The organism is Dongia sp. (assembly GCF_041910485.1).
Lineage (GTDB): Bacteria > Pseudomonadota > Alphaproteobacteria > Dongiales > Dongiaceae > Dongia.
This window is the reverse complement of the sequence record NZ_JAYRQR010000035.1, coordinates 122,756-147,261: the sequence shown is the minus strand read 5'-3', so window position 1 is coordinate 147,261 and position 24,506 is coordinate 122,756. Positions and strand designations below refer to the sequence as shown.

Annotated in this window: 22 protein-coding genes; 20 read left to right on the top strand and 2 right to left on the bottom strand. The window is 62.5% G+C overall.

The window, feature by feature from the left end; translation table 11 throughout:
* Positions 1-57 precede the first annotated feature (57 nt).
* The 8 genes from ftsH (at position 58) to ACE3PP_RS11490 (ending at position 8,862) form a co-directional block, all read left to right on the top strand.
* Positions 58-1,959, top strand: a complete 1,902-nt coding sequence (gene ftsH, locus ACE3PP_RS11525) for an ATP-dependent zinc metalloprotease FtsH (RefSeq protein WP_374382641.1) — start codon at positions 58-60, stop codon at positions 1,957-1,959.
* A 92-nt stretch (positions 1,960-2,051) separates the two neighbouring features.
* Entirely contained in the window at positions 2,052-3,086 is a 1,035-nt protein-coding gene (gene folP / locus ACE3PP_RS11520) for a dihydropteroate synthase (protein ID WP_374382201.1), read from the top strand.
* 72 nt (positions 3,087-3,158) lie between these two features.
* Positions 3,159-4,520, top strand: a complete 1,362-nt coding sequence (glmM, locus tag ACE3PP_RS11515) for a phosphoglucosamine mutase (protein WP_374382198.1) — start codon at positions 3,159-3,161, stop codon at positions 4,518-4,520.
* A gap of 25 nt (positions 4,521-4,545) precedes the next feature.
* Positions 4,546-4,935 carry a lactoylglutathione lyase gene (gloA, locus tag ACE3PP_RS11510; protein WP_374382195.1) on the top strand — a complete coding sequence of 130 codons (390 nt, stop codon included), beginning with the start codon at positions 4,546-4,548 and terminating at the stop codon, positions 4,933-4,935.
* 174 nt (positions 4,936-5,109) lie between these two features.
* Positions 5,110-6,720, top strand: coding sequence for a methyl-accepting chemotaxis protein (locus ACE3PP_RS11505; RefSeq protein ID WP_374382192.1), 1,611 nt, complete (start codon positions 5,110-5,112; stop codon positions 6,718-6,720).
* Between the two features lie 119 nt (positions 6,721-6,839).
* Positions 6,840-7,496, top strand: coding sequence for a GNAT family N-acetyltransferase (locus ACE3PP_RS11500; protein WP_374382189.1), 657 nt, complete (start codon positions 6,840-6,842; stop codon positions 7,494-7,496).
* The gene (locus tag ACE3PP_RS11495; RefSeq protein WP_374382186.1) at positions 7,475-8,413 is read left to right on the top strand and encodes a DMT family transporter; all 939 of its coding nucleotides are present in this window, start codon (positions 7,475-7,477) and stop codon (positions 8,411-8,413) included. Before ACE3PP_RS11500 ends, ACE3PP_RS11495 begins: the two co-directional genes overlap by 22 nt.
* A complete protein-coding gene (locus ACE3PP_RS11490) occupies positions 8,410-8,862 on the top strand; it encodes an N-acetyltransferase family protein (RefSeq protein ID WP_374382183.1) in 453 nt (150 codons plus the stop codon). Before ACE3PP_RS11495 ends, ACE3PP_RS11490 begins: the two co-directional genes overlap by 4 nt.
* Positions 8,863-8,938: 76 nt before the next feature.
* On the opposite strand, the gene gltA is transcribed toward ACE3PP_RS11490, so the two are convergent.
* Positions 8,939-10,357, bottom strand: a complete 1,419-nt coding sequence (gene gltA, locus ACE3PP_RS11485; RefSeq protein WP_374382180.1) for a citrate synthase — start codon at positions 10,355-10,357, stop codon at positions 8,939-8,941.
* A gap of 262 nt (positions 10,358-10,619) precedes the next feature.
* Between gltA and ACE3PP_RS11480 the strand changes: the two genes are divergently transcribed.
* From ACE3PP_RS11480 to ACE3PP_RS11430, 11 genes are all read left to right on the top strand, one after another.
* A complete protein-coding gene (locus ACE3PP_RS11480; RefSeq protein WP_374382177.1) occupies positions 10,620-11,576 on the top strand; it encodes an ABC transporter ATP-binding protein in 957 nt (318 codons plus the stop codon).
* On the top strand, positions 11,573-12,982 hold the full coding sequence (locus ACE3PP_RS11475; RefSeq protein ID WP_374382174.1) for a hypothetical protein: 1,410 nt from the start codon (positions 11,573-11,575) through the stop codon (positions 12,980-12,982). The genes ACE3PP_RS11480 and ACE3PP_RS11475 overlap by 4 nt, the downstream gene beginning before the upstream one ends.
* Before the next feature lie 82 nt (positions 12,983-13,064).
* Positions 13,065-13,928 (top strand): ABC transporter permease, encoded by an 864-nt coding sequence (locus ACE3PP_RS11470; protein ID WP_374382171.1) that lies wholly within the window; start codon positions 13,065-13,067, stop codon positions 13,926-13,928.
* The gene (locus ACE3PP_RS11465; RefSeq protein ID WP_374382168.1) at positions 13,925-14,743 is read left to right on the top strand and encodes an ABC transporter permease; all 819 of its coding nucleotides are present in this window, start codon (positions 13,925-13,927) and stop codon (positions 14,741-14,743) included. Before ACE3PP_RS11470 ends, ACE3PP_RS11465 begins: the two co-directional genes overlap by 4 nt.
* 54 nt (positions 14,744-14,797) lie before the next feature.
* On the top strand, positions 14,798-15,961 hold the full coding sequence (locus tag ACE3PP_RS11460; RefSeq protein WP_374382166.1) for an extracellular solute-binding protein: 1,164 nt from the start codon (positions 14,798-14,800) through the stop codon (positions 15,959-15,961).
* A gap of 78 nt (positions 15,962-16,039) precedes the next feature.
* The gene (locus ACE3PP_RS11455; RefSeq protein WP_374382163.1) at positions 16,040-17,089 is read left to right on the top strand and encodes an ABC transporter ATP-binding protein; all 1,050 of its coding nucleotides are present in this window, start codon (positions 16,040-16,042) and stop codon (positions 17,087-17,089) included.
* 134 nt (positions 17,090-17,223) lie between these two features.
* Entirely contained in the window at positions 17,224-18,582 is a 1,359-nt protein-coding gene (gor, locus tag ACE3PP_RS11450) for a glutathione-disulfide reductase (protein ID WP_374382160.1), read from the top strand.
* 38 nt (positions 18,583-18,620) lie between these two features.
* Complete coding sequence (locus ACE3PP_RS11445; protein ID WP_374382158.1) at positions 18,621-19,064, top strand: hypothetical protein; 444 nt, start codon at positions 18,621-18,623, stop codon at positions 19,062-19,064.
* Positions 19,065-19,386: 322 nt separating this feature from the next.
* Complete coding sequence (locus tag ACE3PP_RS11440) at positions 19,387-19,734, top strand: hypothetical protein (protein WP_374382155.1); 348 nt, start codon at positions 19,387-19,389, stop codon at positions 19,732-19,734.
* 134 nt (positions 19,735-19,868) lie between these two features.
* Positions 19,869-21,248, top strand: a complete 1,380-nt coding sequence (locus ACE3PP_RS11435) for a class II 3-deoxy-7-phosphoheptulonate synthase (RefSeq protein ID WP_374382638.1) — start codon at positions 19,869-19,871, stop codon at positions 21,246-21,248.
* Positions 21,220-22,398 (top strand): nicotinate phosphoribosyltransferase, encoded by a 1,179-nt coding sequence (locus ACE3PP_RS11430; RefSeq protein WP_374382152.1) that lies wholly within the window; start codon positions 21,220-21,222, stop codon positions 22,396-22,398. The genes ACE3PP_RS11435 and ACE3PP_RS11430 overlap by 29 nt, the downstream gene beginning before the upstream one ends.
* Here the strand turns inward: ACE3PP_RS11430 and ACE3PP_RS11425 are convergent, their stop codons facing one another.
* Positions 22,399-22,695, bottom strand: coding sequence for a hypothetical protein (locus ACE3PP_RS11425; protein WP_374382149.1), 297 nt, complete (start codon positions 22,693-22,695; stop codon positions 22,399-22,401).
* Between the two features lie 128 nt (positions 22,696-22,823).
* Between ACE3PP_RS11425 and ACE3PP_RS11420 the strand changes: the two genes are divergently transcribed.
* Positions 22,824-24,482, top strand: coding sequence for an NAD+ synthase (locus ACE3PP_RS11420; protein WP_374382146.1), 1,659 nt, complete (start codon positions 22,824-22,826; stop codon positions 24,480-24,482).
* Positions 24,483-24,506: the final 24 nt, after the last annotated feature.

The following is a 24,506-nucleotide window of genomic DNA, read 5'->3' as shown; positions in this document are numbered from 1 at the left end:
CTCAGGCGGCAGGGCCCAGTTGAAGGATGAAAGATTGTGAATTGGGGTAAGAACCTGATGATCTGGGTGGCGATCGCCTTGTTGCTGATCGTCCTGTTCCACATGTTCGGCGACCCGACGTCGCGTTCGGCGCAGACCCAGATGGCCTATTCGACTTTCCTCGGGAAGGTCAATGAAGGGTCGGTTACCGACGTCACCATTCGTGGCCCCGATATCACCGGCCATACGTCTGATGGCCAGGCCTTTTCCACCTACGCGCCCAATGACCCCAAGCTGGTCGAGAACCTGACCGCCAAGGGCGTCGAGATCAAGGCAGCGCCCCAGGATGAAGGCAACAACACGCTGATCGCCCTGCTCATCAACTGGGCGCCGTTGATCATCATCGTCGGCATCTGGGTGTTCTTCATGCGCCAGATGCAAGGCCAGGGCGGCAAGGCGATGGGCTTCGGCAAGTCGCGCGCCAAGCTGCTGACCGAACGCACGGGCCGCGTCACTTTCGACGACGTCGCCGGCATCGAAGAGGCGAAGTCGGAGCTTGAGGAAATCGTCGAGTTCCTCAAAGACCCGCAGAAATTCCAGCGTCTCGGCGGCAAAATCCCGAAAGGCTGCTTGCTCGTCGGTCCCCCGGGTACGGGTAAGACGTTGCTCGCCCGCGCCATCGCCGGCGAAGCCAATGTGCCGTTCTTCACGATTTCCGGTTCCGACTTCGTCGAAATGTTCGTCGGCGTCGGCGCGAGCCGTGTGCGCGACATGTTCGAGCAAGGCAAGAAGAACGCGCCCTGCATCATCTTCATCGATGAAATCGACGCGGTCGGCCGCCATCGTGGTGCCGGCCTCGGCGGCGGTAACGATGAGCGCGAGCAGACCTTGAACCAGATGCTGGTCGAGATGGACGGGTTCGACGCCAATGAGGGCGTCATCATCATCGCCGCCACCAACCGGCCGGACGTGCTCGATCCGGCGCTGCTGCGCCCGGGCCGTTTCGATCGCCAGATCACGGTGCCGAACCCTGATATCAGCGGGCGCGAGCAGATCCTGAAAGTGCATATGCGCAAGGTGCCGCTGGGTCCCGATGTCGATCCGCGCGTGATCGCGCGTGGCACGCCGGGCTTCTCGGGTGCCGATCTCGCCAACCTCGTCAACGAGGCGGCGCTGATGGCGGCCCGTTTCGGCAAGCGCGTCGTCACCATGGCCGATTTCGAACAGGCCAAGGACCGCGTGATGATGGGCAGCGAGCGCCGCTCGATGGTCATGACGCCGGAGGAAAAGCTGGCGACGGCCTATCACGAGGCCGGCCATGCCATCGTGAACCTCGAAGTGCCGGAAGCCGATCCGCTGCACAAGGTGACGATCATCCCGCGCGGTCGCGCGCTGGGCCTCACCATGTCGCTGCCGGAAAAGGACCGCTACAGCATCTCGAAGACCTGGATGGAGAGCCGCATCGCCATCTGCTTCGGCGGCCGTATCGCCGAGCAACTGATCTATGGCGAGGAGCATCTGAATTCCGGTGCCTCGAACGACATCATGCAGGCAACCGAAATGGCGCGCCGCATGGTGACTGAGTTCGGCATGAGCGAGAAGCTGGGGCCACTGCGCTATTCGGACAGCGAGCAGGACGTGTTCCTGGGCTATCAGATCGGCCAGCAGCGCAAGAACATCTCGGATGAGACCAGCAAGCTCATCGACCAGGAAGTGCGCCGCATCGTCGAGACCGGCGAGAAGAAGGCCCGCGATCTGCTGACCCATCATTTGGAAGGGTTGCATACGGTCGCCAAGGCACTGGTCGAGTTCGAGACCTTGTCAGGCGATGAAGTCCGTGCGCTGCTCAATGGCGACAAGATCCGGCAGGATACGGGGCAGGGCGGCAGCGCCCCAGCCACGGTGAAGCCGCGCTCCTCGATCCCGACGGCGATCACGCGGCCAGGCGGTTTCGAGCCGAAGCCGCAACCCGGCGCCTGATGCGCGCCGATTTGGACTGAACTGAAGCCCCGCCCGGTTGGCGGGGCTTCTCCTATCTGCGTAAGAGCGATGACCAACCCGGCGATGAAGTGATGACGTCGACCTTTTTCATTCCGACCGCCTTGCTGCAGGGATCGGCGGCCACACGGGCAATTGCTGCTGGGACGGCGCGACGCCTTGCCGGTGGGCCGGTGGCCTTCGGGGCGATGGAACGGGTCGACCGCGACGCAACCGGCGCCGGACAGCGTCGCCCTATTGCCTTGAGCGATGTGCCGTCGGCTGAGCTCGCGCGTTTCTCGCAGGCCCCAGCCAAGTGGGCCGGGTTCGACCTCACGCGCGATTTGATCATGGGCATCGTCAACGTGACGCCCGACAGTTTCTCGGATGGGGGCGATTATGCCGAGGCCGGGGCCGCCATTGAGCGCGGCATCGCCTTGGCCGAGGCGGGTGCCGACATTCTGGATATCGGCGGTGAATCGACCCGGCCTGGCTCGGCCCCCGTATCGGTCGAGGAAGAAATCCGCCGTGTGGTGCCGGTCATCCGGGCGCTGGCGGAGAAGGGGCTTTGCGTCTCGGTCGATACGCGGCATGCCGAGGTGATGGCAGCAGCCGTCGAAAGCGGCGCTCGTATCATCAACGACGTGACGGCCCTGACCGGCGATCCTGACAGCGAGCGAGTCGCTGCCCAAAGCGGTGCCGATATCGTGCTGATGCACATGCTGGGCGAGCCGCAGACCATGCAGGCCGATCCCCACTATGCCGATGTGACGCTCGATCTTATCGACTATTTCGCCGCGCGGCTCGCGCGCCTTGAACTGCTTGGCGTGCCGCGCGCGCGCGTCTCGCTCGATCCGGGCATCGGCTTCGGCAAGAAGGACCCGCATAACCTGCGCCTCCTCAATGAACTCGCCGCGTTCCACGGTTTCGGCTGCAGCTTGACCCTGGGCGTTTCGCGCAAGAGCTTCATCGGCCGCCTGTCAAAGGGCGAGGCGCCCAAGGAACGGATGGCAGGCTCGATCACCGTGGCGGCCCTGGGGCTGGCCCAGGGGGTGCAGATCGTCCGGGTCCATGATGTCCCGGAGACCTTCCAGATGCGGGCCATGATCGAAGCCCTCCGGCGCGGATGATCGGCGATTTGCGTGGCGGCCGGGTGGGGGTAAAATGGCAGAATCGTTGAATTCGGTGGATTGGAACTGAGGATGACCCGCAAAATGTTCGGCACGGATGGCGTCCGTGGCTTGGCGAATGCCGAGCCCATCACCGCCATGACGGCGCTGCGCCTAGCCCTTGCAGCCGGCGCCCATTTCACGCGCGGCGGGCACCGGCACCGGGTGATCATCGGCAAGGACACGCGGCTTTCCGGCTATATGCTGGAAACGGCGCTGACCTCAGGGTTCCTGTCGATGGGGATGGACGTCATGCTGCTGGGGCCGCTGCCCACCCCGGCCGTCGCCATGTTGACGCGCTCGATGCGGGCCGATCTCGGCGTGATGATCTCGGCCTCGCACAATCCATATGAAGACAACGGCATCAAATTGTTCGGCCCTGACGGTTTCAAGCTGTCGGACGAAATCGAGATCGAGATCGAGGAACGGATGCAGGGGACGGGCTTCGAGCCCGCGCAAGGGTTGGCGCCGTCGCCACAGCTGGGCCGCGCCAAGCGCATCGACGACGCGCAGGGGCGCTATATCGAGTTCGTGAAGTCGAGCTTTCCCAAGGGACTGAGCCTTGAGGGCCTGCGCGTGGTGATCGATTGCGCGAACGGTGCGGCCTACAAGGTGGCACCGACCGTGCTGTGGGAACTGGGCGCCGATGTCATCGCCATCGCCAATGAGCCCAACGGCACCAACATCAATGCCGGCTGCGGCGCGGTTCATACCGAGCGGCTGCGCGAGCAGGTGAAGCAATCCGGCGCCCATCTCGGCATCGCATTGGATGGCGACGCGGACCGGGTCATCGTCGTCGACGAGAAGGGCACGGTTATCGATGGCGACCAGCTAATGGCGCTCATCGCCGAGAGCTGGCAGAGCGCCGGGCGCCTCAGCGGCGACGGCATCGCGGCGACGGTCATGTCCAATCTGGGCCTTGAGCGGCACCTGGCGCTTCTGGGATTAAAGCTGCACCGGACCGCCGTCGGCGATCGCTATGTGGTCGAAGCCATGCGCCGGCTGGGTCTCAATATCGGCGGCGAGCAATCCGGCCATATCATCCTCAGCGATTTTGCGACGACCGGCGACGGCCTCATCGCGGCACTGCAGATCCTGGCCGTGCTGATCCGCGCCGACCGGCCGGCAAGCGAGGCGGCCCGCGTGTTCGCGCCGCTGCCGCAGCTCCTGAAGAATGTGCGCTATCAGCCGGGGCAGGTGCCGCCGCTGGATCAGGTGCTGGTTAAGCAAGCGATCGCGGCAGGCGAAGCGGCGCTCAACGGCAGTGGCCGCCTGCTCATCCGCAAGTCCGGTACCGAACCGCTGATCCGCGTCATGGCAGAGGGCGAGGATAAGGTGCTGATCGCCCGCGTGGTCGATGACATCGTCGGCGCCGTCGAAGCCGTCGCGCGTTGAACTCCAGATAAGCAGAGGAAGAAGAATGGCCAACCGTCTGTTGCACACGATGATCCGCGTCATGGATCTCGACAAGTCGATCGATTTCTATACCCGGCATCTCGGCATGAAGCTGCTGCGCCGCAAGGATTATCCGTCGGGCGAGTTCACGCTGGCCTTCGTCGGCTATGGCGACGAAGACGATCACAGCGTCATTGAGCTCACCCACAATTGGGGTCGCAAGGACCCCTATGAGATCGGCACTGCTTTCGGCCATCTGGCGATCGGGGTGGAGGATATCTATGGCACCTGCGACAAATTGGCCAAGGAAGGGGTGAAGATCCCGCGCCCGGCCGGCCCGATGGCGCATGGGGGATCGGTCATCGCTTTCGTCGAGGATCCGGACGGTTACAAGATCGAATTGGTTCAGAAATAAGCTGGTAAACATAAGTTTCTTTAAGGGGCGGCCGGAAATGGCCGCCCCTTTCATTTTCGGGTGCTGGTGGGGGACACCGACCTTGATCTAGGTCATGAATTGTTAACGGCGTGCCGCTTACCTTGCCGACAGCATACTTACCACCCACTGAAAAGAAGTGCGGAAGCCGAGCCGATGAAAATTTCGACCCGATTGTTGGTGCATGGTCTGGCCAACATTGTTGTTGCGACCGGCCTGATGGCGATCGTCGTCCTCTACGTGGTTTATGAAGGCAGCATGCGTCAGTTGGCGCAAGTGAACGAGGCGGCGCACGCCCATGCCGCCCGGGCGTTGCAGGCGCTGGAAGGTGAGAAGGGCGAACTCACCGATGCCTGGCTCGGCACACTGGCCGCCGATATCGGTGGCGATGTCACCGTCTGGCGCGACGGCAAGCTCGTCGGCAGCAGCTCAGGCGATGCCGGGATGCGGGCCGATGCCGAGGCACTCATCCAATCGGCGGAGACCAATGCGCACTTGGCGCAAAATCCGATCTACGAAGTGCCGCCGACGCTGACCTGGCCCTTGTCCGATATTCGCCTGACATCCGTGTTCCGCGCGGGCGCCGATACGGTGGCGATCTCGCGCCGATCGGATGTGTTCCTGGGCACCTTCATGGATCTGCTGGTGGCCTTTTGCCTTCTGGGTATCGGTGGCGCGGTTCTTTCCGGTCTCGGCCTCTTCTGGTCGGTGCGGCATTCGTTGCGGCCCTTGTTCCGCCTGGCGGACAGCATGGAAGCCCTGGCGCAGGACCGGCTCGATGCCGAAGTGCCGGCGCGCGAGCGCCATGACGAGGTGGGCCTGATGGCGCGCGCTGTTCAGGTCTTCAAGGAAATGGCGCAGAAGCGCCGCCAGCTGGAATCCGAGCAGGCGGGTTTGCGTGAGCAGGCCGCCAACGAGCGCCGCAAGGCGATGCTGGTCCTGGCCGGCAAGCTGGAAGGCGAAGTTCAGCAGGCATTGGGCGGCTTGCGCGCGGCGGCCGAACAATTGGGTCAGACGGCGGCAACACTCGACCGGTCGGCCCATGTCGCGGCCGACCAGGCCAAGGATGCGACCGACGCCGTGGTCGAAGCTGAAGCCGGTGCCCAACAGGTTGCCACCTCGGCCGACGATCTTGCGCATGCCATCACGGCGATCACGGAAAACGTGGAGAGCGCGCGCGATCGCGTGCGCAAAGCCGTCGAGGTTGCCGACCATACCAATGCCACCGTCTCGCAGTTGCATGTCGCGGCCCAGCAGATCGGCGAGATCGTGACACTCATCAGCGAGATCGCGGGCAGCACGAACCTGCTGGCCCTCAATGCCACCATCGAGGCGGCGCGGGCGGGTGAGGCGGGCAAGGGTTTCTCGGTCGTCGCATCGGAGGTGAAGAGCCTCGCCAACCAGACGGCCCGCGCCACCGAGGACATTACCCGCCAGATCGGCGATATCCGCCGTTCGGCCGAGGAGTCGGCGCAGGCCATCGGCGCCATCCAGGCCAGCATGCACGAGACCAGCAGCGCCACCAACAGCATCACCGAGGCGGTGGAGCGGCAGGAGGCTTCGACCCAGAGCATGGCCGGCAACATCCGGCACATGGTCGACGGGACCAAACGGGTGAGCGGCAGCATCACCGATGTTCGTGCCATCGTCGGTGAGACCAGCGGTGTCGCGCGGCAGATGCTCGACATGGCCGCCGACATGGAAAAGAAGGTCCAATCGCTGGACGGCGCCGTGCGCCAAGTCCTGTCGGAATTGCGGGCCGGCTGATCCGGGTCCCAGATGGGTGGCTGGCCAAGTGGTATGGCCAAATTTCCCTAAGTGGTACTTTCAATAGAACCACTTTGATGGCACATCGCGGCATCGCTTGATCGTCGGGGATTTGCCTTATGGACCTGTCGCAATGGAAGGGCGCACCGCGCCCGGAACGTGTCCCGCTCGAAGGCCGCTATACCCGGCTGGAGCCGCTCGATCCCGCGCGCCACGGTGCCGATCTGTTCGCGTCGGCGCAGGCCCCAGGGGCCGAGGATCGGTTCCGCTATCTCTTTGAAGAAGCGCCCGGCGATTCAGCGGCTTTCACGGCCTGGATCGACAAGGCCGCGGCCGGAACCGATCCGTTCTTTTACGCGGTCATCGACAAGAAGAGCGGCCGCGCCGAAGGGCGCCAATCCCTGATGCGCATCGACACGGTGCATGGCGTCATCGAGATCGGCAATATCCTGTGGGGACCAGCCATCGCCCGCAGCCGTGTCGCGACGGAAGCGCTGTTCCTGTTCGCGCGTCATGCCTTCGATCTTGGCTATCGGCGTTTCGAATGGAAGTGCAACAATCTCAATGAACCGTCGAAGTGTGCGGCCGAACGGTTCGGTTTCCGTTTCGAGGGCATCTTCCGCCAGCACATGGTGGTCAAAGGCAAGAATCGCGACACCGCCTGGTTCGCCATCATCGATCAGGATTGGCCGCGATTGAAGGCCGGCTATGAGGCTTGGCTGCAGCCGGAGAATTTCGACGCGGCCGGCCAGCAGTGCCGCAAGCTGACCTTCTGATGGTGGTGGCGAGAGGCGAGCGGGGCGCCCGCGCGACGCTGGCCCTGGTGACCATCATCTGGGGGCTCAACTGGCCGTCGGCGAAGTTCGGGCTGCAGGATTTTTCGCCCTGGACCTTCCGCACAATCTGCTTCGGCGTTGGAGCCGCGATCCTGATGGCGGTCGCGCGTCATCGCGGCATCAGCTTGGCGATCAGGCCCGGTCGTCAACGCTGGCATCTGGCGGCAGCGGGACTCCTCAGCATCGGTGGGTTCGGCGTGCTGGCGGCCTTCGCCCAGCTGGCAACGACGACCAGCCGGACGGCCATCTGCGCCTACACGATGCCGATCTGGGCGAGCCTCCTTGCCTGTCTCATTCTCGGCGAGCGATTGGATCTGCGGCGCGGTGCGGCGCTTCTTCTCGGGATTGCCGGGCTGATCATCCTCTTTTGGCCGCTGGTCGTGAACGGCGTGCCGGTGGGGGCCATCTATGCGCTGGGGTCGGCCGTCAGCTGGGCCGCCGGAACCGTCTATCTCAAATGGGCGCGGATCGACGCGCATCCGCTGGCGATCACGGCCTGGCAGCTGGTGGTGGGGACGGTCGCGGTCGCGATCGGCTTTTGCGCCACGGGTTTCGAGATTGGCGACGTCCGCCATTGGTCATCCCTTGCCGGGCTTGGCTACAGTACTTTCATCGGAACGGCGCTTGCCTACCTGCTGTGGTTCCAATCGGTCGCAAGGCTGCCGGCGAGCGTCGCCGGCCTCGGCACCTTGCTGGTGCCGGTCATCGGTGTGATCGCCGCCATGCTGCTGCTCGGTGACCGGCCGACCTATCCGGACCTCGGTGGCTTTGTTCTCATTTCCGTCGCGGCGCTGCTTGCGCTCGTTGGCGGCACAAGTCCAAGCTCCCAATCACGCGCAGAAGGAGACCCCGCATGACAGCAACCGATATTTCTATTCGCCCGTTGCGGCGCGAAGATCACGCCGCCTGGATGCCGCTGTGGCGCGGCTATCAGGAGTTCTACAAAGTCGATATTGCGCCGGAAGTCACGGCGGTGACTTTCGATCGATTGCTCGACCCATCGGAACCGATGGCGGGTGCCTTGGCCTGGGCCGGCGACCGGGCCGTGGGCATGGTGCACCACATCCGCCATCGCTCCTGCTGGACGGTGGGCGATTATTGCTATCTGCAGGACCTCTTCACGGCGGCCGATATCCGCGGCGCCGGCATCGGCCGCAAGCTCATCGAATATGTCTACGATGTCGCCAAGCAGCAGGGCTGTTCGCGCGTCTATTGGCTGACGCATGAAACGAACGAGGTGGCGATGCAGCTTTACGACCGGATCGCCGACAAATCCGGCTTCATCCAATATCGCCGCATTCTCTGACGCCTTGTCCGGGGCGGCAAAAGGAAAGGGCGGCGCCTTGCGGTGCCGCCCTTTGTCGATTTGATGATCGGCGCCGTTACTTGCGCTTGTTCATCGGCACATAGGGCCGTTCGCCATAGCCGGTATAGAGCTGGCGCGGGCGGCCGATGCGCTGGGTGGGATCCTCGATCATTTCCTTCCACTGCGCGACCCAGCCCACGGTGCGCGCCACGGCAAACAGCACCGTGAACATCGAGGTGGGGAAGCCGATCGCCTGCAGGATGATGCCCGAATAGAAATCGACGTTCGGGTAGAGCTTGTGCGAGATGAAGTAATCGTCGTTGAGGGCGATCTTCTCCAACTCCATCGCGAGCTGCAGCAGCGGATCGTTGCGCTTGCCGAGCGCGTCGAGCACTTCGTGGCAGGATTTGCGCATCACCGAGGCGCGCGGATCGTAGTTCTTGTAGACGCGGTGGCCGAAGCCCATCAGGCGGGTATTGTCCTGCTTCGACTTCACCTTGCCGATATATTCCTTGATGTTGGCGGTCGAGCCGATTTCGGCCAGCATCTTCAGCACAGCTTCGTTGGCGCCGCCATGCGCCGGGCCCCACAGGCAGGCAATGCCGGCGGCGATGCAGGCGAACGGATTGGCGCCCGACGAGCCGGCCATGCGCACGGTCGAGGTCGAGGCGTTCTGCTCGTGGTCGGCGTGGAGGATGAAGATCTTGTCCATCGCCTTGGCGACGACGGGGTCGATCTTATATTCCTCGGCCGGGACCGCGAAGGTCATGCGCAGGAAGTTCTCGGCATAGGACAGCTCGTTCTTCGGATAAACGAAGGGCTGGCCGACCGAGTACTTGTAGGCCATTGCGGCGATCGTCGGCACCTTGGCGATCAGGCGGTGCGAGGCGATCATGCGCTGGCGCGGGTCGTGGATGTCGGTGCTGTCGTGATAGAAGGCGGAAAGCGCGCCGACCACGCCGACCATGACCGCCATCGGATGCGCGTCGCGGCGGAAACCGGAATAGAAGCGGGCGATCTGCTCGTGCAGCATCGTGTGATAGGTGATGTTCTTTTCGAACTCGACCTTCTGCTTGGCGTTCGGCAGCTCACCCTCGAGCAGCAGATAGCAGACTTCCATGAAGTCGCTGTGCTCGGCGAGATCTTCGATGCGGTAGCCGCGATGGGTGAGGACGCCCTCGTCGCCATCGATATAGGTGATGGCGGATTGGGTCGAGCCGGTCGAACCGTAGCCCGGATCGTAGGTGAAGAGACCGTGCTCGGTATAGAGCTTGCGGATATCGACGACATCCGGGCCGACGGTACCCTTCAAGACCGGCAGATCGAAGCCCTTGCTGCTGCGATTGTCCTTCACAGCGAGCGTGGCATAGGCCTTCGGCGCGGCCGGCTTGATGCCGCTGTCGATGGTCTTCGATTTCGCCGCGGGCTTGGCCGCCTTGACGGCCTTCTTCGCCTTTGCCGCAACAATCGTCTTCTTTTTCGTCTTGCCAGCCATATCGATTCCCTTTGTTCCCCAGCGTTTCGTCCCGGCGGATGCATGCGCCGGCACGATAGCCTGTGCCCGTGAGCGAATGCCCGTGCTGCAGATGCTAATAGGTATAAGGTTAACGGATGGTGACGCATCTGTCATCTGGCCAGAAAAGCTCCGTCTTTGTCGGCGACAGGACCTTAAGCCTTGATCCGAATGGAAAAGGGCGCACACCAGAAGGCACGGCTGCGCCTTCCCAAAGCCTCCGAAAGGGCGGAGACTGGCTCTCATGCTGGAAGTCGAAAATCTGGTCTACGATTATCCGGGGCACCGCGCCCTCGACGCGGTCTCCTTCACCATCGAGCGCGGGTCGATCACGGCCCTGGTTGGGCCCAACGGGGCGGGAAAATCGACCCTGATGCGTCTCTGCGCGGGATTGGAGCAGCCCTTTTCCGGCCATGTCCGCCTCGACGGCGCCGATGTCCATGCCAATCCGCGCGCGGCGCACCGCCGCATGGGCTTCCTGCCGGACTTCTTCGGTCTCTATGACGATCTCAGCGTCGCGCAATGCCTCGAATACCGGGCGGCGGCGCAGGGTGTTCCAGCCGCACAGCGCAAAAGCGTCGCCTTGGCGGCGGCCGAGCGGCTGGAGATTGCCGACCGGCTGGGGCAGAAGGCGGGGACCCTGTCGCGGGGCCTGCGCCAGCGTCTTGCGATTGCGCAGGCGGTGCTGCACGAGCCGAGCTTCCTCCTCCTCGATGAGCCGGCCTCGGGGCTCGACCCTTCCGCCCGCATCGGACTTTCAGGTGTTTTGCGCAATCTGGCGCGCGACGGCATGACGATCCTGGTTTCGTCCCACATCCTGGCCGAGCTAGAGGATTATTCGACCCATATCCTGATGCTGCGCCAGGGAAGGGTGGTCGAGCACGCGCCGCTCATCACCATGGGCGCTGTGACGGAGCGGCGGGTGGAGATCCGGCTCGATTTCGCCCGGCCGGTGGTCGAACTCAGGAAGCGCCTCATCGCCATCGGCAATATCGAGGTCTTGAGCTGCGGCAGTGATGAAGCAGTCGTGGTTTCCGACCCGGATCCGATCGCCCGCGCCGCCATGCTGGCGTCGGTATTGGCGGCGGGCCTGCCGCTTGCCTCCTTCTCGCCGGAGCGGCGGAGCCTGCAGGATATCTATCTCGCGCGCATGAAGGCGGCGGCGGAACGGCCACCCTTGCGCCTGGTGGGGCCGGAATGAGCATCGACATCAATCCCGAATTCCAGCGCAACCTGTGGCTCCATCTCGGTTGGCAGCGGATGATGGCGGCCTGCATCGTCGGTTTCACGATCGGTTATGCCATCTTCCTGGTCAGCGATTTCGACAAGGTCTCCTACGCCGCCAACCTGCTCCTCACCATCATCCTCGGCATGTGGGGACCGCGCCGTGCCGCCGATGCCCTGGCCGAGGAAGTGGCCGGTGGAACCTGGGAAATGCAGCGCATGTCGGGGCTTTCGGCCTGGTCGATGACCTGGGGCAAGCTGGTCGGCGGCTGCAGCTTCGTTTGGTATTGCGGTCTTCTCGCGCTTGGCGCCTACATCTTCGCTGGATGGAAATTGGGCTTTCCCGAGGGACGTGCCGGCAATTTCTGGCTCGGCATCTACCTGCTTCTGGTAGGGGCCGTGCTCGGTCATGTTGTGGCGCTGGGCGTTGCTTTGATTCGCCTGCGCAAGACGGTGCAGTATCGGCGCCTGACCATCACGCTCGCACAGACCTGCGGGTTTATCGTCTTTCTGGCGATCAGCGGCGGCGGCACCGCGCCGGTGCTGGACGAAGCCAGTTTTGCGCCGACCGAGGCCTATGTGTTCGACCAGGGATATGCCTGGCCGATGGTTCGCGCCGTGCTGGGTTCGGTGCTGGTCCTGTGGGCGATCGTCGCAGTCTTCCGCCTGATGCGAGCGGAGTTGCAATTTCGGGCCTGGCCTTGGCTGTGGACGCTGTTCATCGGCTTTACTGCGTTGCTTGCAGCCGGAATCGCTCCCTGGCCGGGTGGCGGTGCGATCGGCGCGGCACTGCCGGTCTTCGCGGCGATGGTGCTGCTGACATATCTGGCGGCCCTCGCTGACCGGCGCGACCCGATCCGCTATCGTTCCGGCCTTTTGTCGTTGCGGCGCGGCGATTTCAGCCGGGCCGCAGCAGAGTTGCCTTGGTGGTTGATCAGCCTGGTCGCCACGTTCATGGCGCTCGCCTTTGCGATCTCGGCGATCGGGCCAAGCTTGGACGGTTGGCCCACGTCACTTTCTGCACTTTTGCTGCGCCTCAGGCTGCTCAGTTTCTCGCATCTCACCGAAACACTGATCCTCATCATTCTCTTTATGTGCCGGGATATTGGCGTCTTGATGTGGCTCAGTTTCGGGGCGTGGCGCGCGCGCTCGGATATCACCTGGCTCGTCTATTTGGCCCTGGTCTATTGGCCGATCAGCATTATTCTGATCTTTGCCGGATACAGTCAGTTCATCACACTTATTCTTCCGGTGGCGAGCGACGACCTGTTTTGGAGCTTTGCGCCAATCCTGGTGCAGCTCGCCATCCTTGGCGCCATGCTGCACCAGCGTTGGCGCCAAGCAACGCGAAGCGGCGTGCTTGTCCCAGAATTGGCCCCATAAAGGACCGTAGACACTCTTGCCGCCGCCCTGTCATACTGCCGTCAAATAAGAAGTCGGAAGCATAGACAGGGTGGGCTTGATCGTGTCACGGGCGTTGGCGCGTCCTTATCTCCTATTGTCTCCAGCTATCCTTTCGCTGTCGCTGCTGATGGTGGCGCCGGTGATATTCGTGCTGGTCTATTCCTTTTGGCTGCGCACGGCCGAAGGGCTCGACGTGCCGGCCTTTCAGTTCGCGAACTGGATCAACTTCCTTACCGATCGCTTCTATTGGCTGGCGCTCTACAGCACGTTCAAGACGGCATTGGTCACGACCCTCGTCTGCATCGTGCTGGGCTATCCGACGGCCTATTTCCTGGCGCGGGCCGACATCAAGAACCGGGCGTTGCTCCTGTTCCTGATGTTTCTGCCCTTTTGGGTTTCCTATATCATCCGCACCATGTCCTGGATCAACGTTCTGGGAAAGAACGGCTTCGTCAACGCCGTGCTGGTGGGGCTCGGCATCACGGACGAGCCGCTCAAGCTTCTCTACAACGATTTCTCGGTGATCATGGGGCTGGTCTATTTCCAGCTGCCTTACATGATCATCAATGTCTATGTGAGCCTCGACGGCATCGACCGGAATCTTGAATCGGCGGCCCGCGTGCTGGGCTGCAATCCCTGGCAGAGTTTCTGGGAGGTTACGCTGCCGCTGTCGCTGCCGGGCCTCGGCGCGGGGTCGCTGCTGTGCTTCGTGCTGGCAGCCGGTTCCTATGTGACGCCGCGCCTCCTCGGTGGCACGGATACGCTGTTCTTCCCGGATCTCATCTACGAAGCCATCATCTCGCAGCTCGATTGGCCGTTCGGCGCGGTCCTTTCCATCGTCATGCTGGTGGCTTTGGGTCTCGTCATTGCGGTCTACAACCGCTTCATGAGTCTCTCCGACGTCTATCGGAGTTTTGCGCGATGAGCACGGCGGCGGTGCGGCAACCGGGTGAGGGGCGCATCGGCTGGGCGTTATTGCGCCTTTGTTCGATCGCGGTCTATGTCTTCATGTTCGCCCCGATCGTCGTGGTGATCTTGCTCGCCTTCAATTCTTCCCGCAGCGGCGCCTTTCCGATGGAAGGTTTCAGCCTGCAATGGTTCGGCAAGCTCTTTGCCAATCAATCCATCGTCGAAGCGTTCAAAACCTCGCTGGTTCTCGCCGGGACATCGGCGGCACTGGCTACCGTGATCGGCGTGATGGCGGCCTTGGCCCTGGTCCGCTACAGCTTCAAGGGCAAGGAGGGCATCCAGACCTTCCTGTCGCTGCCGCTCTTGATGCCCGAAGTGGTGATGGGCGTCGCGCTTCTCATGTTTCTCAAATTCCTGTCCATGCCGCGGAGCTTTGCCGTGCTGCTGGTGGGACACACGGTCCTGTCGCTGCCCTATGTCGTGCTGGTGGTTCAGGCCCGATTGGTGGGCCTGCGGTCGAGCTATGAAGAGGCTGCCTGGACTTTGGGCGCCAATCGGATTCAGACATTTTTCGAGGTGACGCTGCCGCTCATTTCGCCAGCGATCGTCGGCGGCTTCCTGTTTGCGGCGACCTTGAGCTTCGACAACATCACCGCCACTCTTTTCTGGAAGAAGCCCGGCATCGAGACGGTGCCGACGAAGATCTTCGCCATGCTGCGGACCTCGGTCAGTCCCGAGATCAACGCGCTCGGCGCCGTCATGATTGTCATCACCATCCTGTTGCCGCTGGTGGGTGGGTATATGGTTCGCCGTTTCGCCAAGGCCCGTTGATCAAGTCACCAGATTTGTTTTCTCGACCGCGTTTTCAAACCCAGGGAGGAAGGCATGAAGAAATTGACTGACCAGAAGCGCTACGAGCGGTTGCTCGCAGCGGTGGAGAGCGGTGACATCGACCGCCGGTCGCTGCTGCGCATCATCGGCGCCACGGCGGCAGCGGTGGGCGTTACCGGCGGGCCGCTCGGCCTGCTGCGCCGCCAGGCGTTCGCCGAGGGCGTCGATTCCATTCGCTTCGACGGGTGGGGCGGCATCGTTTCCGAAGCTTTTCACAACAATGCCTTCCCGCAATATACTGAAAAGACCGGTATCAAGGTGGTCGAGGGCGAGTTCGGCGATACCGACGAATTCATCTCGCTGGTGAAGGCATCGCAGCCCGGCGAGTACAATGTCTTCCTGGTGAGCGGGGTCTATGACTATTTCCGCTTCGTGAAGATGGGTCTGGCCGACTTCGTCAACGAGAAGAACATCCCCAATCTCGAGAAGCTGCTGCCGGCGACGCTGGCCGCGTTCCGCAACGAGAGCGAAGGAAAGCTCGCGGCCGTTCCGTTCGACTACGGCACGACCGGTATCGCCTATAACCGCAAATATATCTCGGACGAAGAAGCGCAGGCCGGCGCCAAGCTGCTGTGGGATGAGAAGTACAAGGGCAAGATCGGCCTCTATGACGGGTTCCAGACCCGCGCCTGGATGTCGAGCCTCTTTACCGGCCAGGATCCGCAAGGTGCGACCGATGTCGCCGCCATGTGGGATGCGACCCGCAAGCAGCGCGATCTGGTGTTGAAGTACTGGGGATCGGGCCAGGAATTCATCGACCTGATGTCGAAGGAGGAAATCATCCTCTCCGACGGTTGGTCGGGCCGCGTCGCCTATCTGCAGCAGAACGGCCACGATATCGGCTTCATCGACACCGCGCAGGCGGGCTTTGCCTGGATCGAGGGTCTGATGGTGCTGAAGGGCAGCCCGATGGAAGCGGCTGAGCAGCTCATCAATTTCTGCGTCGAGCCGGCGGTCTCCATTGCGATCGCCGAAGGGCAGAATTATCCGCCCTCGCTCGATCCCACCAAGGTCGAACTCACCGACAAGGTGAAGAAGCTGCCCGGCTTCGACCCGACGGGCAAGTTCGACAATTATGTCTGGGAGAAGGCGACCTATTGGTTCGATAACCAGGACGCCTACAAGAAGGAGTGGGACCGCATCTCGAAGGGTGCGTAAGACCCACATGGTGCCCGGCTGCCCTGGGACGGCGGCAGCCGGGCATCCCGCTTTTCCCCGTGAAGATCAAGGTTGGCCATGAGTTCGGTTGAGCTGAAAAAGGTCGAGAAGCATTTTGCCGGCGGCGTGGTGGCGGTCGATGCCATCGATCTCGACGTGCCGGATGGTGCATTCGTGACGCTGTTGGGCCCGTCCGGCTGCGGCAAGACCACGACCTTGCGCATGGTAGCCGGTCTTGAAACACCGACGGGTGGCGAGATTCGCATCAAGGGCCAGCGCGTCAATGAAACGCCGATCCATCGACGCAATCTGGGCATGGTCTTCCAGAACTATGCGCTCTTTCCGCACAAATCGATTTTTCAGAATGTTGCCTTCGGCCTCAAATATCGCGGCGTTTCCAAGGCCGATATCGCGATGCGTGTGAAGCGGGCGCTCGATATCGTGCGGTTGCCGGGGGTTGAGGAGCGTTTCCCGCCGCAGCTTTCCGGCGGTCAGCAGCAGCGCATTGCGCTGGCGCGTGCGCTGGTAATTGAACCGGACGTGCTGCTACTCGATGAGCCCTTGTCGGCGCTCGATGCCAACCTGCGCGAGGAGATGCGCGGCGAGATCAAGGCCATCCAGCAGCGCATCGGCGTCACCGCCATCTTCGTGACCCACGATCAGGGTGAGGCGCTGGCCATGTCCGATCTGGTTGTGGTCATGAACAAAGGCAAGATCGAACAACGCGGCGCCCCGGCGGAAGTCTATGAGCATCCGCGCTCGGAGTTCGTCGCGAACTTCCTCGGCAACGCCAATTTCCTTGCCGGCAAAGTGGTGGCCGTCGACGGCAAGCGCGTGAGCGTTGCTCTCGCCGACGGAGCCCGGATCGACGTGGCTGACGTGGCGCGGTCGGTCCAGACCGGTGAGGCGGTCAATGTGATTGTCCGTGCCGAGAAGATTGAACTGGGGCAGGCCGGACTTTCGGGCACGATTGCCGCTGTCGATTATCTGGGATCCACGGCACGCTATGATGTGACCCTGGCCGGCGGGCAGAAAGTCATGGCCTTGGCGACGATCCGTGACGGCGCAAGGCGGGTGGGCGAGGCCGTGTCGCTTGCCATCGCGCCGGAGCATTGCCGCATTCTCTGACCTGACGCCAAACCCCTTATGGATCTAGGGGCTTGGTTGACGCGCCGATTGGGCGTCCCCATTTCCTAAGCCAAGGTTGACCCTGCCGCAAACCTGTGGTGCAAGTCGGCCGGCAGATGGAAAGTGGAGCGCACATGCCCCAATACGATTACGATCTCTTTGTCATCGGCGCCGGGTCCGGCGGTGTGCGCGCGGCGCGCGTTGCGGCCGGCTATGGCGCCAAGGTCGCCATCGCCGAGGAGAGCCGGGTCGGCGGAACCTGTGTCATCCGCGGGTGCGTGCCGAAGAAGCTGCTCTCCTATGCCGCCCACTTTCATGAGGATTTCGAAGACGCCCGCAATTACGGCTGGACCGTTGGCGAGGCGACCTTCGATTGGGCGACGCTGATCGCGAACAAGGACAAGGAGATTGACCGGCTCAACGGCATCTACAAAAAGCTGCTCGCCGGGTCGAAGGTGGAACTGCTGGAATCGCGTGCCGTCATTGTCGATCCGCATACGGTCGAGGTCGGCGGCAAGCGTGTCACGGCGAAGAACCTGCTGATCGCCGTGGGTGGGTGGCCGGAGCGGCCGCAGATTCCAGGGATCGAGCATTCGATCACGTCGAACGAAGCTTTCCATCTCCAAAGCCTGCCGAAGGAGATCATCGTCGTTGGTGGCGGCTATATCGCGGTTGAGTTTGCCGGCATCTTCAACGGGCTCGGCGCCAAGGTGACAGAACTCTATCGCGGGGAGCAGATTCTGCGCGGCTTCGACGACGAGGTCCGCCATTTCCTGGCGGCTGAGATGGCGAAGAAGGGGATAGCGATAAGAACCCACGCCGATGTCGCGCGTATCGACAAGAGCGGTGCCCGCCTCAATGTCACCTTGAAGGACGGTGCGGTTCTGGCGTGCGATGCCATCATGTATGCGACCGGAAGGCGACCGAAGACGGATGGGCTTGGCCTGGCCGAAGTTGGCGTGACGCTGAAAGAGAGCGGCGCCATAGCGGTCGATGCCGCTTCGCAGACTGCCGTACCGAGCATCCACGCCATCGGCGATTGCACCGACCGGGTCAATTTGACGCCGGTCGCCATCCGCGAAGGGCATGCCTATGCGGATTCCGTTTTCGGCAGCAGATCCTGGGCCGTCGATCACAAAACCATTGCCTCGGCCGTGTTCAGTCACCCGCCGGTGGGTGTGGTTGGCCTCTCCGAAGCGGCAGCGCGTGGGGAGGGGAGGGCCCTCGATATCTACAAGGCGGATTTCAAGCCGCTCAAGCACACGATCTCAGGCCGGGACGAGCGGACGCTGATGAAGCTGGTGGTGGACCGCCAAAGCCAAGTGGTTCTGGGCGCCCATATGGTGGGGATCGATGCGCCGGAGATCATCCAGGCGATTGCCATTGCCGTGAAGATGGGGGCGACCAAGCAGCAGTTCGATGCCGCTGTCGCCGTTCACCCGACCGCGGCGGAAGAATTCGTCACCTTGCGGACCCCCGTCGCGGCGGGGTAAGGGTGCTGGGGGACGGGAAGAGCTTCCTGGAGATGTCGATGCTGCGTTCTATTGCGATCACTGCCATTCTTTTGTCGGCCGTTTCGGCGGCGGCCACGCCGGCTGCGGCGCGCGACACACGCTATGAACTGAAGATTGCCGACGTCGTGGCGGACCCGCGATATGCCGCGAATGTGCCCGCCGGCGTGAAGTTCTACTTCGCCGATCAAGCTGCACCTGCGGGCCAGAATCTCGGTGAGTTCGTCACCAACCGGAAAACCAATTCCTTCGGCAAGCAGGATGAAGAAGCCTGCACCTGGGCGATGATCTCGGCCATGAAGGAACTGGGCGAGCGGGCGCTGGCTGAGGGTGGCAATGCCGTCGTCGGTATCGTCAGCTATTACAAAAAGAAGGTCTTCTCGAGCGAGACCCTGTTCGAATGCCATGCCGGGGCCGTTGTCGCGGGTGTCGCCCTGAAGGGCAATGTGGTCAAAGCACCCTGATCATCACGAACGCGTGATTGCGCAAGGGTATCTCTCGCAGAACTGGTGCTGTTCTATTTAATTGGCGTAGCCTCTTCCTTGAAAGGTGGAGGCTATGCTGCGGTATATATTGGCTCTCTTGAGCATTGCCATTGCTGCACCCGCAACAGCGGAAGTTGGGCAGGCGGTGTGTGACGCCGCCAGGGCACTGCAGGTAACGTATCTGCTCAAGATCTATCCACAGCCCATGACTATCTTCGTCCCCCAAGTGAATTGGCCGGCGAAGAGGAGCTTTTGACTGATTGCCGGGCGCCAAGCGGAACTCTCTGCTGAAGACATCTCGATGACGATTGTGCTTCAGGGCCGGACGCCGATTGATGCAACGCTGCTCATTGATCGTCCCCAAAACACAGACGTCTTTGTTGGGCAGGCGGATTTCAATGTGGAATGGCTGAAATCTGAGGGCTTCGATATTGCGAACTCTACGGACAACACGCTGCTACGTTCGATTTCTACAAGCGATCGATCTGGCAAGCTGCTGCATATTCCACTGAGCCGGCGCCACGCCTACAATCTCGCAACCGACGGGCACTGGCAGTACGTGCCCCTGCAAGCTGATGTCTTTGGTGAACTCATCCTGCAAATTGGAGCAGCGGACATTCCCGCAGCAGAAAAACTTGCGGGTCCTTAAGAAATATTCATATTAAACAATGTGTTGTGCGCGAATTGATCAGAATTTGCGCGAGCCGGCCATAAATCATATATACAATGCCCCGTTATCCCCTGGCGAACTGGTCGGCAGGGGAGTTTGCGCAGAGGCAGATGATGAGCACGAAATGGTCGCCGGAGAGCTGGCGCGACAAGCCGATCTCCCAGGTTCCCACCTATCCGGACGCCGCCAAGCTGGCGTCGGTCGAGGAGCGTCTGCGCGCTTTTCCGCCGCTCGTATTTGCCGGCGAAGCGCGCCGCCTGACCGAATCCCTGGGCCAGGTTGCCGAAGGCAAGGCCTTCCTGCTGCAGGGTGGCGATTGCGCCGAGAGCTTTGCCGAGTTCTCTGCCAACAACATCCGCGACACGTTCCGCGTGCTGCTGCAGATGGCCGTGGTGCTGACCTATGGCGCCGCTATGCCGATCGTGAAGATCGGCCGCATGGCGGGCCAGTTCGGCAAGCCGCGTTCGTCGCCGACCGAGGTGATCGACGGCGTCGAGTTGCCGAGCTATCGCGGCGACAATGTGAATGGCATCGATTTCACGCCCGCTGCGCGCATTCCGGATCCCGAGCGGTTGATCCAGGCCTATAACCAATCGGCGGCGACCCTCAATCTGCTGCGGGCTTTCGCGCAAGGTGGTTTTGCCGACCTCCACAAGGTGCATCGGTGGAACCTCGACTTTGTTGCCGATAGTCCGCTGGGGCATCGCTACAAGGAACTGGCCGATCGCCTGTCGGAAACGCTTGAGTTCATGGCTGCCTGCGGCCTGACCTCGGAGACGGTGCCGCAGATCCGCGAGACCGAATTCTTCACCAGTCACGAGGCGCTGCTGCTCAATTTCGAGCAGACCCTCACGCGTACCGACAGCCTCACCGGCAAATGGTATGGCTGCTCGGCCCACATGCTGTGGATCGGCGACCGGACGCGCCAGCCGGACGGCGCCCATGTCGAATATATGCGTGGCATCCAGAATCCGATCGGCCTCAAATGCGGTCCGACGATGGAGCCTGACGATCTGCTGCGCCTCATCGACATCCTCAACCCGCAGAACATTCCAGGCCGCCTCACGCTGATCGCCCGCATGGCGCATGACAAGGTGGAGCAGAAGCTGCCGCCGCTGGTCCGCGCCGTGAAGCGGCATGGCGCCAAGGTGGTCTGGTCCTGCGACCCGATGCATGGCAACACGGTCAAATCGTCGAACGGCTACAAGACGCGGCCCTTCGATCGAATCTTAAGCGAAGTGCGCGGCTTCTTCGCGGTGCACCGGGCCGAGGGCACGCATGCGGGCGGCGTTCATTTCGAGATGACGGGCCAGGATGTGACCGAGTGCATCGGCGGTGCCAAGGCCGTGACGGAAGAAGCGTTGGCCGATCGCTATCACACGCATTGCGACCCGCGCCTCAATGCCACGCAGGCGTTGGAGCTGGCCTTCCTCATCGCGGAGCAATTGAAAGCGGAGCGTGCCGGTGGACAACGCATCGCCGAAGCCTCGTAACGGGGACGCGCCGAAAGAGGCCGGGCCGGCTTCCGGTCCGGCATCTGAAGAAGTTGCGGCCTGGTCGGATCAGTATTTTCTGAAGACCAAGGCAACCGTTGCCAAGTTCGGCGACGTGCGCGTCACCTATGCGATCTTCATGCGCCGGCCGGTCATCTCGGCACCGCGCCTGGCCGTCGACTGGCTGAAGCGGATGGCCGTCGAGCGCGGCACCGATTTCGACATCGACCTGCAATATGAAGAAGGGCGCTGGGTCGGCGCCGGTGAGCCGATCATGTACGTGACCGGCTCCTTCGTGCATCTGGCCGATCTCGAGACCTTGCTGCTGATGAAGCTGGGGCCGGCCTGTGTTGCGGCATTCAACGCCTTCACCATGTGCGCGGACCTTCCCAATGTCGCCTTTCTGGCGATGGATGCGCGCCATTGTGCCGGGCTGGAAATGGCCGAGATGATGGCCTATGCCGCCTCGGTCGGTTCAGCGCGCGCCAACCGCAAGGTGAAGGCCACGGGTTTCGTCGGCAACGCGACGCAGGCGACGGCACATTATTTCGGGCGTGACAAGGCGCTGGGGACCATGCCCCACGCGCTCATCGGCTACGCCGGGTCGACCCTGCGGGCGGCCGAGATGTTCCACGAGGCGTTCCCCGGCGAGCCGATGACGGTCCTCGTTGATTATTTCGGCCGCGAGGTCACGGACGCGCTCACCGTGGCGCGGCGTTTTCCGGGGATGGCCTCGGAAGGCATGCTCTCGGTCCGCATCGACACGCCGGGCAGCCGCTTCATCGAAGGCCTCGATCCGCCGGCTTCCTATGCCGTGCTCGATCGGCATGTGCCCAAGGTGATCCGCGGCTACCGCTCGGAAAGCGAACTCCGGCATCTGGTGGGTGCCGGTGTCTCGGCGGCGGCGATCTGGCATTTGCGCGATGCGCTCAATCGTGAAGGTTTCCACAAGGTCAAGATCGTCGCCTCGTCCGGCTTCGATCCGGCGAAGTGCAAGGTGATGGCCGAGGCCCAGGCGCCGATCGATGTGGTCGGCACCGGCTCGTTCCTGCCGCAACGCTGGACGGAAACCTACGCGACGGCCGACATCATCGAATATAACGGCGTCAGGCGCGTGAAGATCGGCCGCGAGTTCCTGTTCCGGAAATAGCTATTTCGGCGCCGTGTTGAACGGCACCTCGGACCAGACATAGCCGTTCTCGTTGCTGTTGCTCTTCACGCCGAATTCCAGGATCCAGGTCTTGCCGGTCTTGGTGTCGAGCAGCATGTTGACCTTGGAGGAGCCGCGGGTGAGATCACGTTGCGGCTGGTCAAGGACCATCAGGATATAGCGGTTCCCCGCCGGCTCGATGACCGGGGTGGGGGTCAGTATCTCGGCATCCTGGGCCAGTGCGGGAGCGGCAATCGCCGCCGCCAGGAACGCCCACAGGATCGCGTGCAGTTTCATGATTGCATCCTTTCTGTCCCCCTTGGCCGGGACCCTAGCACAAGCAAGCGGCAGGCCAAAAAGACGGCACATGACGGCCCTGTCGGGAGCGCAATTGACTTCATCCCGGTGCCGGTTAAGTTCCCACCATGACAGACAAAATCAAAATCGCGCTGGCGCAGATCAACCCGAAGCTGGGAGATGTCGCCGGCAATGTGACCCGCATCCTGAAGGCGCGCGGGGAAGCTGCCGCTGCCGGGGCCGATCTGGTGCTGGCACCCGAACTGGTCGTTTCCGGCTATCCGCCGGAGGATCTGGTCCTGAAACCCGCCTTTCAGCTGGCCTGCCGGGACGGGGTCGAAGCGATCGCTAAGGCGACGACGGATGGCGGTCCGGCGATCATCGTCGGCGCGCCTTGGGCCGAGGACGGGAAGCTCCATAACGGCGTGTTCCTGTTGGGCGACGGCAAGATCCTCGCCAAGCGCTTCAAATATGATCTGCCCAACTATGGCGTCTTCGATGAGAAGCGTGTTTTCTCGCCTGGACCGCTGCCGGAGCCGGTTGCCTTCAACGGCGTCAAGCTTGGCCTGCCGATCTGCGAAGACGTGTGGTTTGCCACGAGCAGCCGCCATCTGAAGGAGCAGGGGGCCGAGCTGCTGCTGGTTGCCAATGGCAGCCCCTACGATCACGCCAAGCCCGAGCAGCGGTTGGAGATCGCCGGCGACCGGCAGGACGAGACGGACCTGCCCATCATCTATGTCAATCAGGTAGGCGGACAGGACGAACTGGTCTTCGATGGTGATTCCTTCGTGCTTGATCGCGGCAAGGTGCTGAAAGCACGCCTGCCTGCCTTTGAGGAACAGGTGGCGATCACCGAATGGCAGCGTGGCAACAAGGGCTGGCTGTGCCTGCCAGGCGCTGTCGCACAGCCGCTGACGCCGCTCGAATCCATCTACCGGGCGATGGTTCTGGGGCTCCGGGATTATGTGCAGAAGAACGGCTTTCCGGGTGTCATCCTGGGGCTTTCGGGGGGCATTGATTCAGCCCTGTCGGCTGCCGTGGCTGTCGATGCACTGGGGCCGGACAAGGTGCGGGCGGTGATGATGCCGTCGCCCTATACCAGCCAGGAGAGCCTCGACGATGCCGCGGCCTGTGCCAAACTGCTCGGCATCCGCTATGACATCGTCTCGATCGAGCCGGCGATGACGGCGTTCGAGGGCATGCTCAGCGGCATCTTCGCCGGCAAGGGCAAGGATACGACTGAGGAGAATATCCAGAGCCGCGCCCGGGGCCTCACCCTCATGGCGATGTCGAACAAGCTTGGCCACATGCTGCTGACCACCGGAAACAAATCCGAAATGTCGGTCGGCTACGCCACCCTCTATGGCGACATGTGCGGTGGCTATTCGGTTCTCAAGGACATCTACAAGGTGACCGTTTTCGAGCTTTGCCGCTGGCGGAACGGGCATTCCCCGGCCGGTCTGGCGGGCCCCAAAGGACTGGTCATGCCCGAGCGGGTGATCACCAAGCCGCCCTCGGCGGAATTGAAGCCGAACCAGACGGATCAGGACACTTTGCCGCCCTATGATGTGCTGGATGGGATCCTCACCTGCCTGGTCGAGAACGAGATGGCCGTGGACCAGATCGTTGCCAAAGGCTATGACAGGGCCACGGTTCTTCGGGTCTGGCGCATGCTGGATCTGGCCGAATACAAGCGCCGCCAGGCCCCGCCGGGGGTCAAGATTTCGCGGCGCGCCTTCGGCAGGGACCGGCGTTATCCGATCACCAATGGCTTCCGGCCCCAATGAGCCGCAGCCCCGGGGATAGGTTCT

What these genes read in the sequence shown, in the direction of transcription:
- ACE3PP_RS11420 (WP_374382146.1), top strand. Translation starts at nt 22,824, where the DNA reads ATGACAGACAAAATCAAAATCGCGCTGGCGCAGATCAACCCGAAGCTG.
- ACE3PP_RS11460 (WP_374382166.1), top strand. Translation starts at nt 14,798, where the DNA reads ATGAAGAAATTGACTGACCAGAAGCGCTACGAGCGGTTGCTCGCAGCG.
- ACE3PP_RS11505 (WP_374382192.1), top strand. Translation starts at nt 5,110, where the DNA reads ATGAAAATTTCGACCCGATTGTTGGTGCATGGTCTGGCCAACATTGTT.
- ftsH (WP_374382641.1), top strand. Translation starts at nt 58, where the DNA reads ATGATCTGGGTGGCGATCGCCTTGTTGCTGATCGTCCTGTTCCACATG.
- folP (WP_374382201.1), top strand. Translation starts at nt 2,052, where the DNA reads ATGACGTCGACCTTTTTCATTCCGACCGCCTTGCTGCAGGGATCGGCG.
- ACE3PP_RS11425 (WP_374382149.1), bottom strand. Translation starts at nt 22,695, where the DNA reads ATGAAACTGCACGCGATCCTGTGGGCGTTCCTGGCGGCGGCGATTGCC.
- ACE3PP_RS11475 (WP_374382174.1), top strand. Translation starts at nt 11,573, where the DNA reads ATGAGCATCGACATCAATCCCGAATTCCAGCGCAACCTGTGGCTCCAT.
- ACE3PP_RS11490 (WP_374382183.1), top strand. Translation starts at nt 8,410, where the DNA reads ATGACAGCAACCGATATTTCTATTCGCCCGTTGCGGCGCGAAGATCAC.
- glmM (WP_374382198.1), top strand. Translation starts at nt 3,159, where the DNA reads ATGACCCGCAAAATGTTCGGCACGGATGGCGTCCGTGGCTTGGCGAAT.
- gor (WP_374382160.1), top strand. Translation starts at nt 17,224, where the DNA reads ATGCCCCAATACGATTACGATCTCTTTGTCATCGGCGCCGGGTCCGGC.
- ACE3PP_RS11440 (WP_374382155.1), top strand. Translation starts at nt 19,387, where the DNA reads ATGACGATTGTGCTTCAGGGCCGGACGCCGATTGATGCAACGCTGCTC.
- ACE3PP_RS11445 (WP_374382158.1), top strand. Translation starts at nt 18,621, where the DNA reads ATGCTGCGTTCTATTGCGATCACTGCCATTCTTTTGTCGGCCGTTTCG.
- ACE3PP_RS11455 (WP_374382163.1), top strand. Translation starts at nt 16,040, where the DNA reads ATGAGTTCGGTTGAGCTGAAAAAGGTCGAGAAGCATTTTGCCGGCGGC.
- ACE3PP_RS11500 (WP_374382189.1), top strand. Translation starts at nt 6,840, where the DNA reads ATGGACCTGTCGCAATGGAAGGGCGCACCGCGCCCGGAACGTGTCCCG.
- ACE3PP_RS11465 (WP_374382168.1), top strand. Translation starts at nt 13,925, where the DNA reads ATGAGCACGGCGGCGGTGCGGCAACCGGGTGAGGGGCGCATCGGCTGG.
- ACE3PP_RS11435 (WP_374382638.1), top strand. Translation starts at nt 19,869, where the DNA reads ATGAGCACGAAATGGTCGCCGGAGAGCTGGCGCGACAAGCCGATCTCC.
- gloA (WP_374382195.1), top strand. Translation starts at nt 4,546, where the DNA reads ATGGCCAACCGTCTGTTGCACACGATGATCCGCGTCATGGATCTCGAC.
- ACE3PP_RS11480 (WP_374382177.1), top strand. Translation starts at nt 10,620, where the DNA reads ATGCTGGAAGTCGAAAATCTGGTCTACGATTATCCGGGGCACCGCGCC.
- gltA (WP_374382180.1), bottom strand. Translation starts at nt 10,357, where the DNA reads ATGGCTGGCAAGACGAAAAAGAAGACGATTGTTGCGGCAAAGGCGAAG.